Annotated in this window: 10 protein-coding genes; 8 read left to right on the top strand and 2 right to left on the bottom strand. The window is 51.0% G+C overall.

Translation table 11 applies throughout. The features are described from left to right. The first annotated feature begins 146 nt into the window (after nucleotides 1-146). Both F4Y39_05780 and F4Y39_05775 read left to right on the top strand, forming a co-directional pair. Nucleotides 147-926: a phytanoyl-CoA dioxygenase family protein gene (locus F4Y39_05780; protein ID MYC13218.1), complete on the top strand. Its 780-nt coding sequence runs from the start codon at nucleotides 147-149 to the stop codon at nucleotides 924-926. A gap of 75 nt (nucleotides 927-1001) precedes the next feature. After that, nucleotides 1002-1745, top strand: a complete 744-nt coding sequence (locus F4Y39_05775) for an SDR family oxidoreductase (protein MYC13217.1) — start codon at nucleotides 1002-1004, stop codon at nucleotides 1743-1745. Between the two features lie 3 nt (nucleotides 1746-1748). Here F4Y39_05775 and F4Y39_05770 read toward each other — a convergent pair whose 3' ends face one another. Further along, on the bottom strand, nucleotides 1749-2795 hold the full coding sequence (locus F4Y39_05770) for a hypothetical protein (GenBank protein ID MYC13216.1): 1047 nt from the start codon (nucleotides 2793-2795) through the stop codon (nucleotides 1749-1751). Between the two features lie 219 nt (nucleotides 2796-3014). Between F4Y39_05770 and F4Y39_05765 the strand changes: the two genes are divergently transcribed. The 4 genes from F4Y39_05765 (at nucleotide 3015) to F4Y39_05750 (ending at nucleotide 9616) form a co-directional block, all read left to right on the top strand. Next, nucleotides 3015-4166 carry a hypothetical protein gene (locus F4Y39_05765; GenBank protein MYC13215.1) on the top strand — a complete coding sequence of 384 codons (1152 nt, stop codon included), beginning with the start codon at nucleotides 3015-3017 and terminating at the stop codon, nucleotides 4164-4166. 30 nt (nucleotides 4167-4196) lie between these two features. Continuing rightward, nucleotides 4197-5588 (top strand): sulfatase, encoded by a 1392-nt coding sequence (locus tag F4Y39_05760; GenBank protein ID MYC13214.1) that lies wholly within the window; start codon nucleotides 4197-4199, stop codon nucleotides 5586-5588. Nucleotides 5589-5721: 133 nt separating this feature from the next. Continuing rightward, on the top strand, nucleotides 5722-7677 hold the full coding sequence (locus F4Y39_05755; GenBank protein MYC13213.1) for a hypothetical protein: 1956 nt from the start codon (nucleotides 5722-5724) through the stop codon (nucleotides 7675-7677). A 79-nt stretch (nucleotides 7678-7756) separates the two neighbouring features. Further along, nucleotides 7757-9616, top strand: a complete 1860-nt coding sequence (locus F4Y39_05750) for an ABC transporter ATP-binding protein (GenBank protein MYC13212.1) — start codon at nucleotides 7757-7759, stop codon at nucleotides 9614-9616. A 4-nt stretch (nucleotides 9617-9620) separates the two neighbouring features. Here F4Y39_05750 and F4Y39_05745 read toward each other — a convergent pair whose 3' ends face one another. Next, nucleotides 9621-12071 carry an FtsX-like permease family protein gene (locus F4Y39_05745; protein ID MYC13211.1) on the bottom strand — a complete coding sequence of 817 codons (2451 nt, stop codon included), beginning with the start codon at nucleotides 12069-12071 and terminating at the stop codon, nucleotides 9621-9623. A 200-nt stretch (nucleotides 12072-12271) separates the two neighbouring features. On the opposite strand from F4Y39_05745, the gene F4Y39_05740 reads away from it, so the two are divergent. Next, nucleotides 12272-14068 (top strand): ABC transporter ATP-binding protein, encoded by a 1797-nt coding sequence (locus F4Y39_05740; GenBank protein ID MYC13210.1) that lies wholly within the window; start codon nucleotides 12272-12274, stop codon nucleotides 14066-14068. Nucleotides 14069-14098: 30 nt separating this feature from the next. After that, nucleotides 14099-15427, top strand: a complete 1329-nt coding sequence (locus F4Y39_05735; GenBank protein MYC13209.1) for an HlyD family efflux transporter periplasmic adaptor subunit — start codon at nucleotides 14099-14101, stop codon at nucleotides 15425-15427. Nucleotides 15428-15436: the final 9 nt, after the last annotated feature.

Below are 15436 nucleotides of genomic sequence, written 5' to 3'. Positions count from 1 at the left end.
TCTTTATTAAAATTTGTTATCAAAAAAAAAAAATAAAAAAAAAAAAGACGCCGTATCAGATTCGAACGACGTCAATTTCCACTTTAACACACCTCCTTTTTCTCATATACTATCAAATCCTGTAAAACCACTGAAAGGAGTCCGCAGTGTTGAGCGACCAGCAAAAAGCGTACTTTGATACTTTTGGATTTCTGGCTCTGCGTCGGGTCTTCTCATCTGCTGAAATGAAGGTGATCACCGCTGAGGCGGAATCTCTGTGGCGTGAAGATTTGCAAACGCGCCTTGAAGCGACCAGCTATCAAGCCATTGTGCCCTTTATCGAAAGACGCCCCATCCTATCACAATTGCCCCGGGACGACCGCATCTGGAAACCCATCGAAGATCTATTGGGACCGGGTTTTGTATGGGGGCAATCTGAAGGCAATCGCGGCAGTTTTAACGAGACCAACAACCATGAGTGGCACAGCGATCGGGCCGGACAGATTGATCTGAACTACACGCGCATCAAAATTATGATATATCTACAGAAGATGGATCGAGATACGGGCGCACTGCGGGTCATCCCTGGCTCCCACTTACCTCATTTTCACTGCCCCTTGCTGGCACTTCAGCCCCAGACATCGGGCACCAGTATGGACGTTTTTGCCGTGCGTGGTAATGAATTACCGGGTTATATTTTATCGGTCAAACCGGGCGATCTGATCTTCTTTAATCAATATCTGTACCACGCAGTGTACGACAAGCAAGAAGGGCGCAGTTATATTGCAATGAAATTCGCCGCCCGACCCCAAACCCCTGTACACTACGAAGCCCTGTGCAAACACAACCAGGGTGCCGATAGGCTACACGATCACTTCCGAAACAGCGATCATCCGCGCATTCGCGCTATGGTCAAAAATCTGCTCGCCTGGGAGCGGCAGCCCTGAAAACCCAATTGACATTTGGGTATATCTTCGCCTAATTTAAGCGATTTTACACACACAATATTGAAGGGAGTCACCATGGGAAAACTCGATGGCAAAGTAGCACTTGTCACTGGAGGAGGAACGGGCATCGGTCGCGCGACGTCGCTGCTATTCGCCACAGAAGGCGCAGACGTCGCCGTCAACTACAGCCGATCTGAAGATGACGCCAACAAAACTTGTGCGGATATCGAAGCACTAGGGCGCAAAGCCGTCGCCGTCAAAGCAGACGTATCGGAAGACTCAGCCGTTCGGGAAATGGTAGATCGCGTAGTCGATGAACTCGGCCGCCTCGACATTCTCGTCAACAGCGCGGGCATGACGCGGTTCGTGCCGCTGGAGGATCTGGAAAACCTGACAGAGGACGATTGGGATCGCGCGATGGCCGTCAATGTAAAGGGCGCCTTCTTCGTAGCCAGGGCAGCAATCCCAAAAATGAAAGAAAGTGGCGGTGGAAGCATCGTCAACGTCGCTTCCATCTCCGGTATCTCTGGAAAAGGCAGCTCAATTGCCTATTCCGCATCCAAAGCCGCGCTGATATGCCTGACGAATTCCCTGGCAACCAGTCAAGCACCCGATATTCAGGTCAACGCCATCTCCCCGGGCTTTGTCGATACGCGCTGGGGAATCGGCTGGGACGCCTTCCGCAAACTCCATCTGGAAGCCACACCAATGGGCCGCGTCGCAACAGGCGAAGACTGTGCCGACGCCATCCTCGGACTCATCCTCAGCCCCTTTGTCACGGGGGAAAACCTCATTGTAGATGGCGGGCGAAGCATATAGGCATCACTCAATCCGGAACTTCTCGCACATTTTCAGATCCAGCGAAATGCCCAGCCCCGGATCTTCGGGCACGGGCATGTGCGCGTCTTCCACGGCAAATCCATAGCCCTCTTTTGTAATACACGCTTCTCTGATAAACGGGCGCATCCCGTAGGGCAGCGTGGCATTCGGCACAGCCGCGCCTATGTGTGCGTTAAACGCCGCCTGGATCGCATAGCAGTGCCCCTCCATCTGGATCCACACCGGGCATCCGGCTGCCTGGGCCATTGCCGCGGCCCGGATTACCCGGTTGATGGTACCCCCTACATTGACAATATCTATCCCATTGTGTCGCAAATGGTTCAGAATCAACCGCGTATCCGTGGTATGAATCGCCAGAGGCGCCCGACACTTCTGCCGCAAAATCCCGTACCACTCTGGATGTGCCTTGGGCACGGGGTCTTCAAAGCATTCCACATTGGGATACTCCTGCAACGCATCGTCGATCCGCACGGTCTCCGACAGGGTATTGAACTTCTCGTTTGGATCTATGCGAATCTTGTAGTCCGGTCCGCCCGCCTCGGTCATCACCTTCACCTGCCACACCGTATCCCAGGGGCGCGCCTTGATCTTGTGCAGCTTAAACCCCCGCTTCGCGCCCTCCTCGGCGTGCTTGCGGGTCTCTTCCGGAGCCAGATAAGGCGACCAGTAATCCACCGGAACACGGTCTCTATGCTTGCCGTTGCCAATCAGCCGATAAGCCGGTACTCCCAGCGCCTTGCCAGCTATATCGAGAAAAGCATGTGCCCAGGGACGCCCGAGGTTAAACATATCCAGTTCCATCGGATTCTTGCCGATATACTGCTGTGCCTGCTGCTCGGTCTGTACCATCGAACGTCCTCCCTCCCCGATCCCCACAATCCCCTCATCGGTATGCACCTGAACAATCACGTAGGAATCCTCTTCCTCCGGCGTTGTGCCGCTCATCCCCCGCCAGGACACCATCGGCTCCTTATAGGAATCCTGCCATGGCACGAACACGCGCATCTGCTCGACCTTTGTAATTTTCATCACAGCCTCCTTTGTAAAAAACAGCGATAAAAGATCCTGATAAATAATATGTGCCAAAGCACTTTACAATAGCATTCTAACAGGACTATTCTTAACCCACCCCGCGATAAATAACCTTGACGGAATTATTTCGTGTGTGTAACGTCAGTAATCAATTTATGCAGGTATTCTTATACGTCAATGTGAAAACAGTGTTTGTACACTGCGGGGGAAAACGCCATGAAAATCGCATCCATCGACATCATTACAGTTGTTGTTCCAACCATACCCGGCCGTGTACACAGCGCATCATTTGGTCCTGCGGGCTGGGACCAGGTACCCAAACACATCATCAAGCTAAATACCGATGAAGGGATTTACGGACTGGGAGAAACCTCGCGCGGGACGCCTGAAGAAGCAATTCGGCAGGGATTTAACCAACTCAAAGGAAGAGACCCTCTCAAACTGAGCCTGCAAAACGTATTCAGAGAAGCCGCCACGCATCGCAACACAGTCCTGCCTTTCAGAGATCCGGTTGTATCTGAAGATGGGGGCGGCACACGCGATTGGGAGAATTTGACCGGCTGGGGAACGGGCGCGGGTTATGAAGCTTTTGAAATGGCTGTTTTTGATATCGTGGGCAAAATTCGAGGCTGCCCGGTCCACGAATTGCTCGGCGGTGCGTACAGAGACCGCGTGCCAGCGGATTACTGGATCGGCCATCAAACGCCTGAAGACTCAGCCCTCAATGCGCGGCTCGGTTACGAACGCGGATTTCACGGTGTAAAAATGAAATGTACCTCTGATGAACCAATGGTCGCTCGCGTGCAGGCAATCCTGGAGGCCACAGATATATCGTTCAAATGCACAATCGATCCGAATCAGAGATTTTATCGCCCGGCAGAAGCCATTGCATTGGCAAAACAATTCGAAGCAGTCGGCAATGTCGGTGTGCTCGAAGATCCAATGGCGAAATGGAACCTGGATTGGTATTGCCAGCTAAGAGCGGCAACCACAATCCCGGTCGCATTGCATCTGGCGAATCCCCATGACATCATCAACGCAATCAAGGTGGAAGCAGTAGATATTTTCAATCTGGGGGGCAGCATGTGGCAATTTGTCCATAACGCGGCAATTGCCGATGCCGCTGGTATTCCCTGCTGGCATGGATCTGGAAATGACCTCGGCATAATGGAAATGGCCTATCTTCACGCGGCAAGTGTGCCGCGAAATTGCGTTATGCCCAGCGATTTTGTCGGGAGTTGGACGCGAGAAGATGACCTGATTGTAGATGGCATCCAATTTGAAAAGGGCGAAGCCATTGTTCCGACAAAGCCGGGACTTGGATGTGAACTCGATGAGGATGCACTGGAAAAGTATAGGGTAAATTGACAGACAAAGATTTGAAGAAGTGAGGATCGTATGGTAGGTAAATTAAATATCTTGCTGTTCACAGCAGATGATTTGGGTTGCGATTCACTCGGTTGTTTTGGATCAAACGTGCCAGATATCTCCCCCAACCTGGATGCATTTGCCGAAGAGGGTGTGCGGTTCAGTCATGGGCATGTGAATGTTGCCATTTGTATGCCAAGTCGCAATGTATTGAACACCGGGCGCTATAGTTATAACAATGGCGGAATGGGATTTTTTCATACATTTGAGGACACACCGACGATCATCGAAACGTTGAGCGATGCGGGGTATATGACTGGCCTTCTCGGAAAAGTGAATCATTCAACGCCAAAAGAGTCGATTACATGGGATTTTAGTCGGGATCAAGAAGACCTGGGTTTTGGCCGTAGTCCTCAGAAGTATGGGGCGTATTGTAAGGAATTCTTCGAGAACTGTAAAAGTGCCGACAAACCCTTTTATTTTATGGTAAACTCTCATGATCCCCATCGACCATTTTACAATCCAGATGAAGGACCAAAGGGTGGTGCTGAGGTGCCATCGCGGTTGTATAACCCCAATGAAATTGAAGTGCCCGGATTCTTGCCTGATCTTCCATTGATTCGCAAAGAACTTTCGTGGTATTACAATTCGGTGAGACGCTTAGATGATACATTTGGAGCGGTGATGAATGCTCTGGAAGAGTCGGGATTGCGAGACAATACACTGGTCGCTTTTTTGTCGGATAACGGGATGGCCGTGCCGTTTGCCAAGTGTAATGTATATCTGGCGAGTACACGCACACCGTGGCTGGTGCGGTGGCCCGGTGTTGCAAAAGAGGGTACAACATGTAGTGAACTAATGTCCGGCATTGACTTCTTGCCGACCGCATTAGATGCGATTGGATTGCCCGCTTTGGATGGTGTGGATGGACAATCTTTTGTGCCGCTGCTGAGAGGTGAAAAGCAGGAGGGTCGAGAGCATGTATTTACGCAGATCGATTCTAAGGCTGGTGGAGCAGCAACGCCGATGCGGTGTGTGCAGGATCATCAATTTGGGTACATATTTAATATGTGGGTGCGAGATGACTATCGGTACCGCAATAACAATGAAGGCTTGACGATGCACGCAATGGAGGAGGCTGCACCGGGCAATCCAGATATTGCAGAACGGGTGCGGATGTTTCGGTATCGCGTACCGGAAGAGTTATACGATTTGGAGCAGGACCCCAATTGTTTGAAAAACCTGATTGACGACCCGGAATACAGTGCAAAAGCTGATGAAATACGGGCGATTCTACAGGCCCAAATGCGGGAAACCAATGATCCGGTTTTGGAGGCTTTTGAAAATCGCACATCGCCCGATGTGGTAACGCGTGTGTTCAATGTTGTGTATCCAGATCACGAGAATAGGAATAAAAATTAAAGTCTCATAAGACCTGAGGATGGCAATGAGAATTCTCGACATCCGACAGAGAAAGCCCGGGGTATGGCGAAATCCCGCATGGTCTCCAGAACAGGAACGGGCAAGCCGCGACCAATGGATCTGGAGGCTCTGATTGGCCGAGGTACAACCCATAGCTGAACCGGAGATTCGTCCCCTTCGGCACGCCATAACGGCTCGATCCATTGCGCTGGGTACCCTGTGTGTGACTTTCATGGCCTGGGGCGGTCACTACACGCGTCACATCGGCCATACGACCAAAATGGCGCAGGACCATCTCCCCTGGGGCGTGATGGTTCCCTTCTTCATCATCGCTGTCATCCTCAACAAAGTCATCCAGGCCATCCGCCCGGGGGCCATGCTCACAAGAGCCGAGCTTCTCGTCATCTTTGCAATGGCCCTGATTGGATCGGCTCTGCCCAGCTACTTCATGGCGCACATGATCGCGAACATCGGTGCGCCCTATTACTTTCCATCATCCGAGAACGGCTGGGCGACCGAACTGCATCCATATCTCGTCGATTGGGCAGTCGTAACGGATGTTATGGCTACCAAATGGTTCTACGAAGGACTCCCCCGCGGCGCTTCGATCCCGTGGGGAGCCTGGTTCATACCGTTGACCTGGCGCCTATCGCTCGTAGGCGCGGTCGCCTGCTTCTGCTATTGTATGGTCGCGATCTTCCGGAAGCAGTGGGTCGAGAACGAACGGCTCTCCTTCCCCCTGATGAAGCTGCCGATGAACATGGCGGACGAAGAACCTCGTGGATTTTTCACCGCCGGGTTCATGAACCAGCCTGTTTTCTGGATCGGCTTCGCTTTCGCGATCTTCCCGATTATGTGGAACATGATCGGATACTTCACACCCTTATTCCCGGCCATTCCAAGAGATTTCGGGCTTATCCAACTGGGTCGAGACTTTCCCCCCATCGAGACCCGATTCTATCCACTGATCATCGGTGCCTCTTACTTCGTTGAGCTCGAAGTATCCGGAAGCATCATTATCTACTTCCTGTTCCTGACGTTTCAGCTTGGTATGTTCAGAAGATTTGGATTCGAAACAGGTCCACTGCGTGCAGACACTTCCGATTTTGAAAACTGGCAAGGACTTGGCGCACTTTTCGTCCTGATTCCCTGGGGACTGTGGACCGCCCGCGGCCATTTGAGAGATGTCGCCAGAAAGGCATTTATAAAGGACCCGACGATAGACGATACTCGGGAGATGCTCTCCTACCGTTCAGCAGTATTCGGACTCATCCTCAGTGCGCTGTTCATCTGCGCGTGGTGCGTCGCATCGGGAATGACCGTATATGTGGCATTTGTCTTCGTCGGCCTTGTCATTGTGGTCTGGCTTGGGATCTCAAAGATCAGCATCGAAACAGGACTGATCAGCTCTCGCATCATACACGCACAGTTCGCGACCTACCATATTGTCGGGCTCACAAACATGAACGCGCAGAGCATTGTGGCATTGGCGTTGACCTACACCTGGCACCGCGATCTGAAAACCGTCCTGATGGCCCCTATGGCCAACGCCACGAAACTCTTCGATGATGTTCGCGAAGACCGGGGAAGAATGATCCTCGCAGTCGCAATCGCCGTTGCCGTTGTTGTGGGAGGCAGCGCCTATTACGCGATCGCTTCCGGCTACCAGACGGGCGCATTCAACTACGGCAGCATCTACGCGGGATCCGTCCAGGCCGTATTTGATAGAGGCGTTGGTTACATCCGCGACCCCTTCGCAATGAAGCGACATCTCGCCTTGTGGGGTCTGATCGGAACTGCAGTCACCGTCGCCAATATGGTCCTCCGCTATATCTATCCGGCTTTTCCGCTGCACCCCATCGGCCTGGTCTCGGCAACCTCATACCCTGCCAATCGCACGATATTCTCGATTTTCTTCGCCTGGTTCGCCAAAGCCGCCATCCTCCGTATAGGCGGCATCAGCCTGTATCGTAAAGCCTCACCCTTCTTCTTTGGTATGATGCTGGGGTATTTCGTTGGTGTCGGGATTTCGTTTGTCATTGATCTGATCTGGTTTCCCGATGACGGGCATTCACTCGCGCTATACTAAATTAGGTAGCGAATTATTCGGAATATTCATAAATTTACGCGTCAATGTTGATTTTATGAAGGTCTCATAAGACCTGAGGATGGCAATGAGAATTCTCGACATCCGACAGAGAAAGCCCGAAGTGTGGCGAGGTCCGGCCTGGTCTCCAGAACAGGAACGGGCAAACCGCGAATGGGAAACCTTCTGGCGATTTTTCAAGTACCTGTATCCCCACAAGACGAAAGTCATCCTCGGGATGCTATTCATCATGGTAGGCGTTCCGCTCCGTGAGATAGGCGTCTTTTTGAATCGATATCAGGTCGATGAAGTCATTCTGAACATCGACCTGCCAGTAGATCGCCGCTTGCAGCTTTTCTTTTTTGTCTTTGGTATCCAATTCCTGATGTGGATCATCTCGAATGTCTCTCAAATAACACGGCGTATCCTCGGGTGGTATATCGACATGAAAGTCACCATCCACCTGCGCACGATCTTCTACGACCACCTCCACAAACTTTCCCTGGGCTTTCTTCAGAGTCGGCCCATCGGCGAACACATGTATCGCAGCACTGCTGACGTCGGAGGTGGCCTGATCACCATGATCACCGACGATGTTCCCAATGCGATCACCATAGCCTACCGGATTATCTGGACGGGCATCATCCTCAGTCTGGTCGATCCCTATCTCACAGTGCTGATTTTTCTCTACTCCTTTCCCTACACAGCCCTATCCCACTACTTCTACACGCGCCTTCAGAGAGTCCGATGGGACATGAGAATGCAGGCACAGTACCTGAGGACGATCTTGAGAGACGGTATAGCCGCGACCAAGACCGTCAAAGGTTTCGGCCGCATGCGCTGGTCTGCCCGCCGATATGCATCAACTTTTATCGAGAACCGCAGATATTGGATCAAGTACCGCGTTCTACATATCTTTACGCACCAGGGCGTTCTGTGGTTTCTCTCTGAAGGCGTTGAAAAAGTGTTGTGGCTCTACGTAGGTTACCACACCATGACCGGGGAGTTGAGCATCGGAGAATTCAGTGTTGTGTTTTTCCTCGCCCGGCAATTTGAAGGCCCGATGGAGAGAATGATCAGGCTGATCCAGAGCATTCGCCTTCAACTCGTCCAGGCCGAACGCGTCCTGCAAACCCTTGACGTTCAACCCGAGATAAGCGATGCGCCCGATGCGAGCACCATACCGTCCCTCAGCGGCACAATCGAATTCAGAAACGTGGGATTTGAATACGAATCGGGACAGCCCGTGCTGGAAAATATCAACATCACAATCCGTCCTGGAGAGCGCGTCGCATTCGTGGGACCGAGTGGATCGGGCAAGACCTCAATGCTATACCTCATCTTGAGGCTTTACGATCCCACCACCGGATCGGTTCTCGTAGATGGACACGACCTGAAAGATGTCCGACTCTTGAGCTACCGCAATCAACTCGGCGTTGTGCTTCAAGACACCTTTTTATTTTCCGGAACTATCCGCGAGAATATCCGGTATGGAAATCTAAAGGCTTCGGACGCAGACGTAGAAGAAGCAGCCCGCATGGCCGCGCTTTACGATGCCGTCATCGCCCACCCGGAGGGATTTGAAAGAGATCTTGGAGAGGGAACGAGATTATCCGGCGGACAAAAGCAAAGAATAGGCATTGCCCGCGCCCTGATCAGAGATCCCGCGGTTTTCATTCTGGATGAAGCGACCTCGAACCTGGATTCTCGATCGGAAGAACACGTCATGGACACGATCTGGAACGTATCGGAGGGGCGAACCACCGTGATGGTTTCTCACAGACTCATGACCGTTCAAAAAGCAGACCGAATCTACGTTTTGGATCAGGGCAGAATCGTCGAAAATGGCACACACGACGACTTGCTATCAGCAAACGGTCTCTACCGCAGAATATGGGATGAGCAGATGCAGTTGGGCACAGACGTCGATGCAGCCGATTGAGACCCTATTCGTACTTAAGCGCCTCAATCGGATTGGTCTGCGCCGCTTTCCAGGCCTGGTAACTCACAGTGATCAGGGCAATGGCAATAGCCAGTACACTGCTCAATACAAATACCGAGATATCCAGACCGATGCGATAGGCAAAATCGGCTAACCAGTCATTGAGCATATAATAAGCCAGAGGCCAGGCAATAAGACTGGCAAACGCGACCAGCTTGACAAATTCGGCTGAAAACATCGTCACAATTTGTCCGCCAGACGCACCGAGCACCTTGCGCACACCAATCTCCTTTGTGCGCCGTTGGGCAGAGATAGCGGCCAAACCGAACAGACCCAAACAGCACACCACGATCGCCAGCAATGAAGAAATGCCAGCAATTCTTCTCAGGCGAAGTTCATTGCGGTACGCAGATGCTAATCCATCGTCCATAAAAATGGGGTTAAACGCTTCGTTGGGCACGAACTTATACCATTCCTCTTCCAAAAAATCCATCGTCTCTACAAACTGTCCGCCCTTTATTTTAAGCGTTAAATACGCATATAGCCTGGCCCACTTGACAAATGCGAGGGGCGCGATTTTTTCTTTTAAGGAATCAAAATGGTAATCCTTAAACACGCCCACAACAGTACCCGTGCCGCCGCCCCCATCCAGCTTCTGAATTTGTTTGCCGATGGGATTATCCCAGCCAAATAATTTGGCTGCCGACTCATTGATCAGAAATTCGCGCGTCCATCCCCTGAGGGGATTGCCCTTGCCCGGGGTGAAGTTTTTGCCAGCAACCAGCTCGATACCCATTGTTTTTACAAAGTCCTGATCGACCTCGTTGATCAGAATCCACCAGTCATCTCCCGGCAAATCCTCTGGGCGAATGGGCTTGCTCCGCGAGCCACCCCCGCTGGGAAAGGCGCGATACTGAGATGCTGTTGCCCCAACGACATTGGGATGCCTCAAAAACGACTGCTTCACAGTACTGTATCGCGACGACAGGCGGTTGGCGTGAACAAAATGCGCCTCCCGGCTCGAAATAAAAATGGGTAACATGACCAGATGTTCTGTATCAACCCCCAGATCCCGATCCAGCATATAAGAGATCTGGTTGCGCACGACCAGCGTCCCTACGATCAAAAAAATCGAAATTGAAAATTGGAATATCACCAGACCCTTCCAGAACCACGAACCACCCGATCTGGATTGAACCTGGCTCTTCAATGTATCAATCGGTTGCCAGGCAGATAAAACAAAGGCGGGATAACCTCCGGCGAGTATCCCGGATACCAGTACCACGCCGATCAACGCCGGGATCAAAGTCATATATGCCCTGAGATCTAATACCAGATTTTGCTGGATCAAATCATTAAACACGGGCAGTGCCGCGTGCGCAACAATAAGTGCCAGCAACGACGCGAGACAGGCGACAATCAGGGACTCTCCCAGAAATTGCTGGATCAACTGCCCGCGACTGGCACCGACCACTTTTCGCAAGCCCACCTCTCTTGCGCGCCGGACTGATTGGGCTGTCGCCAGATTCATAAAGTTCACGCAGGCAATGATCAGAATAAATGCAGCAATCACACACATCGTATAGAGTTGATCGATATCGCCGAAGCTCTGGATGTCGTAATCTGCGCGCGAATGCAAATAGACCCGATGCAGGGGTTGAAGATGATACGCATTGTATTTTTGGATTTCTGCGCCCATATAGCGCGTTATAAAATCTGGAAATTTTTGCTCCAGTGTTTTGGGAGAAACACCTTCTTGAAGCAAAATATAGGTTTGTACCGGTCGAAAACCCGCAGCCGGATCCCATCTGTGCAATTTGTTACTCCATTGGGCATTGGGGTCTCTCGATATGAACATATTAAACGGGATTGTCGTGGGTTCGAAGCGATCTTTCAACACACCCCGCACAATATAATCGCCTCCAAAAATCGAATTGACAACGGTGAGCACCCTGCCCATCGGGTTTTCCTCGCCGTAGATAACATTCGCCATGCGCTCGGTAATCACAATACTCGTTGGATCTTCAAAAGCCGTCTGTGCGCTGCCCTGAACAAATTCGGCTTCAAACACGTCAAATACGTGTTTGTCAACGCGATTGAGCCGTGTGGGAAACAAAATATTCTCGCGTTCGACCTTCACATTCCAGGGCCATATTCGAATAGCTGACTCCACTTCGGGGAAATCGCGTTGCAACGCGGGGGCCAAAGATCCCGACGTACCCCAGGAAAAATTGCGCGATCCGCCCTGGATATTTATTTCTCGCACAACCTTGTAAATGCGATCCCCCTTTTCATATCTGTGATCGTATTGCAGTTCGCGTTGTAAAAACAACACGATTAAAAGGCAGCAGGACATGGCGATGCCCAAACCGAGGATATTGAGCGCGGAATACACTTTGTTCCGCATCAAATTCCTGATAGCAATTTTGGCGTAATTTCCGATCAGATTAAACATGAAGCAGGCTCCTGCAGATGCAATAAATGTGCCACAACATATAGACTATTGTATAAAAAAGTGGATTTTCTGCCAGACGCAATTGTTTTCTGTTCTCCCACAAACCCGAAAATCCAATTGACATTCAAACATATCTTCGCCTAATTGTGGTATCTTTGAGAGCAGTCCACGCGCGTATATTGAACAGGTAAGACCAGATAATGTTCAACTATTTTCCTCCTCCCCGCAAGGGGGTAAAACAGTCACTCATAAGAGTCTTTCTGCGTTTTCTCAGGCTAATGATTCCCGTCTGGGATAAGGCACTGCTCGTCGTAATGGGCACGATTGTCGTCAGCACGTTTCGGGTTGTGAATCCGTGGCTGAGCAAGTTTCTCATCGATGATGCATTTCCAAATCAAGATTGGAACCTGTTCTACAGTATCTTTGTCGCCTATGTCGTGCTTGTTCTGATTCAGAGATTGGTCGGTACCATGACGACCATACTCAATCACTACGTAGATCTACGCGTGAGCTTAGCCCTCAAAACCCACTTCTTCACCCACCTCCAGCGTCTCTCCATGACCTTCTACGAGAGTCGTGGTATTGGCGAGCACATGTATCGCGCCAGCGCAGATACGGGGGCCGTAATGCGCATGATTACGGACATCTTGCCAGCGACATTGCGTGCGGTCTATGAGTTCATACTCATACTCATCTTCACCACCTGGTTGGACTGGCGAGTCTCGCTGGTCATTCTGATTTACTCAATCCCTTATGGAATGGTCGCCCAGAAGATCGCGACCATACAGCGCAGATTCGATCGCCGCGTAAGAGAGAGATGGCAGGCGCGCGACGCCGGGCTTCAAGAAGGCGTTGCCGGGGCAGCTGTCGTACAGACATTTGGTCGGCGTCGGCACGAAGTAAAGCGATATCTCAATCTCACCATCGAAGGATATCGCGCCGCGATGCGCCTGTTTTATATGCGTGTCATCGAAGGAGAACTCGCGCGCAATAACGGCCTGCTTCCCTATTTAAAAAATCGACTGATAAGACTGTACTTTCTCAGAGAAGTTATTTTAGGCAACCTCTCCTATGGGTCTGTCTTCCCCATTTTCTCCTATACGAATCGCCTGTCCAATCCCATTCAAGTCCTGATTCGGTATTTTCAGCAAGTTCGCATTGCAATGGTTCCCGCCGAGCGCATTCTCGAAACACTGGATCAGGTTCCCGCTGTTACAGACCGTCCCAATGCACCGGCAATGCCACCTGTCAGGGGCGATGTCGTCTTTGACAATGTTTCCTTTTCTTACGAGGATGGCACACCGATCCTGCGCAACCTGAGCTTCACCGTTCAGGCAGGTCAAAAAATCGCCCTGGTGGGACACAGTGGATCGGGCAAAACCACGGTAGCGAACCTGCTTCTCCGGCTATACGACCCGGATTCGGGCAGGGTAATAGTAGATGGCCAGGACCTCAGAGAAGTAAAATCGAGCACCTATCAGGACCAGGTTGGTCTGGTTTTACAGGAAACGCATTTGTTCAACGGAACAATCAAAGAAAATATCCTATTCGGTCAGCCCCATGCATCTGACGATGAGGTGGTCAGAGCCGCCCAACTGGCGGACATAGACGCATTTGCCTCATCCCAACGCAACGGATATGACACCGACCTTCGAGAAGGCACGCGAATCTCAGGGGGTCAGAAACAGCGGATCGGGATTGCCCGGGCCATGGTTCGCGATCCCAAAATTCTCATTCTGGACGAGCCCACATCATCCCTGGACAGCGCCACAGAACAGCGATTTTTACAAAGCCTGGACCGCGTGGCAGAAGGACGCACCACATTCATAGTCTCTCACAGACTCACAACAGTGGCAAATGCCGACCTGATCATCGTTCTCGGCGACGGTCAGATCCTCGAACAAGGGATACACGCAGAACTGATTCGCAATGGAGGCGAGTACGCAGAGATGTACCGGCGATACCTCGGCCTGGATGATACCAGACAAGTTGGGTAACGCGATCTTCTCATAACCACAGGTAAAAAAATGCAAACGACAGAGAAACCGAAAACACAGAACTTGAGAACCCGCAGATTTATCGCGAAGTATGTCAAATATCTGGAAATATTCGGATATGGCTTTGTTTTTGCGGTCGCCGCAGCCATCGCCTTTCTGTGGTTTACGAAGACAGAAGACCTCGTGTTATCTAATGCCGAACCGATCAAGCCGCACGAATATGTCCTATCTTCTGATGAGGATGCCATAGTCATAGAAGCACTGGTAAAAAATAAAACTGACGTAACAATTGGTCAGCCACTATTTGAAATTTCCAGAGATAAATCCCAGGTCAACCGCTATCGCGCAAAACAAGTTGCAGAAGAACTGAGTGGTGAACTCGACAGTCTTGCAATATCATCTTCTCTAACTCTATCGGAACGGGAGCTTCAGGGCGTAATGAGAAGTGCGACGTCCGCCTGGGAACAAGAGCTATCCCAGCGCGAAACATTGACAGCCACGCACGCCGGCGTCATCCTGTTCGAGAAGGAAGTCGTCGGAACAGTTGTACCGAAAGGAGACGAAATCGCGCGTATCCTGGATTTTGACGATCTGCGAATTTCCGCAGGTCTAAAAGGTGCCGCACAAAGGCTCGCACGCGTCGGTCAACCGGCTCAGATTGAATTGATTACAACTTATGGAGACGGCGAAATACTGAGAACAGACCTCGATTTGCCGGATTGGTGGAGCACGGGATTTGCGCAATTCAACGATATCTCGGATGGTCAGGTCACCAAGCAATTGGAAGAGTATTTTTCGGGCAAACTCGTCACGATAGAAGACGACACGGTATTCGCACTCGGCAAGGTAAAAAAAATAGATCTCCACAGCACATTAAACGTGCAAAATGCCGGGCCACTCGATCCCGGAGAAAAGATCGAAGCCGAGCCATTAAACCGGATAGCGCTAACCGGCACAGTCATCGAAGGTACCCACACCGCGGAATTCAGGATTCACACTTTTCCCAACGAGATTCAACAGGAAATCCAGAATACGCTTCAAGACCGCATTGTGGAACGGCAATTCGACACGGGTGGACTGCCCCTATCCGTAAATGAAATCACAGATCTGAGTATGATTATCGAGATGGATGCCGATGAGCCAGAGAATAACGAGATGGTCCAGAACGGACAGATGGTCGATGCCGAAAAATCAAAGCGTTCTTTTAAGGGCGTGATCAGAATCGACGATCCACATCCGGTGCTCAAGGCAAAAGTCCGGGAACTGGCATTGCTAAAAAAACCCATCTATATCAAGGCAATTGTGAAGGTCGTGGTGGGAGAAAGACGAATCGCAATGCTGTTATTCCGGAAGAACTAACGGGAAGGA

The sequence above is a fragment of the Gemmatimonadota bacterium genome, assembly GCA_009838845.1.
Taxonomy (GTDB): domain Bacteria; phylum Latescibacterota; class UBA2968; order UBA2968; family UBA2968; genus VXRD01.
The sequence above is the reverse complement of the archived record's forward strand: the minus strand, read 5'-3'. Positions and strand labels throughout refer to the sequence as shown.

Bases quoted from the DNA above. Each gene is read 5' to 3' on its own strand.
- F4Y39_05775 (MYC13217.1), top strand. From the start codon at position 1,002: ATGGGAAAACTCGATGGCAAAGTAGCACTTGTCACTGGAGGAGGAACG.
- F4Y39_05770 (MYC13216.1), bottom strand. From the start codon at position 2,795: ATGAAAATTACAAAGGTCGAGCAGATGCGCGTGTTCGTGCCATGGCAG.
- F4Y39_05765 (MYC13215.1), top strand. From the start codon at position 3,015: ATGAAAATCGCATCCATCGACATCATTACAGTTGTTGTTCCAACCATA.
- F4Y39_05760 (MYC13214.1), top strand. From the start codon at position 4,197: ATGGTAGGTAAATTAAATATCTTGCTGTTCACAGCAGATGATTTGGGT.
- F4Y39_05750 (MYC13212.1), top strand. From the start codon at position 7,757: ATGGCAATGAGAATTCTCGACATCCGACAGAGAAAGCCCGAAGTGTGG.
- F4Y39_05745 (MYC13211.1), bottom strand. From the start codon at position 12,071: ATGTTTAATCTGATCGGAAATTACGCCAAAATTGCTATCAGGAATTTG.
- F4Y39_05740 (MYC13210.1), top strand. From the start codon at position 12,272: ATGTTCAACTATTTTCCTCCTCCCCGCAAGGGGGTAAAACAGTCACTC.
- F4Y39_05735 (MYC13209.1), top strand. From the start codon at position 14,099: ATGCAAACGACAGAGAAACCGAAAACACAGAACTTGAGAACCCGCAGA.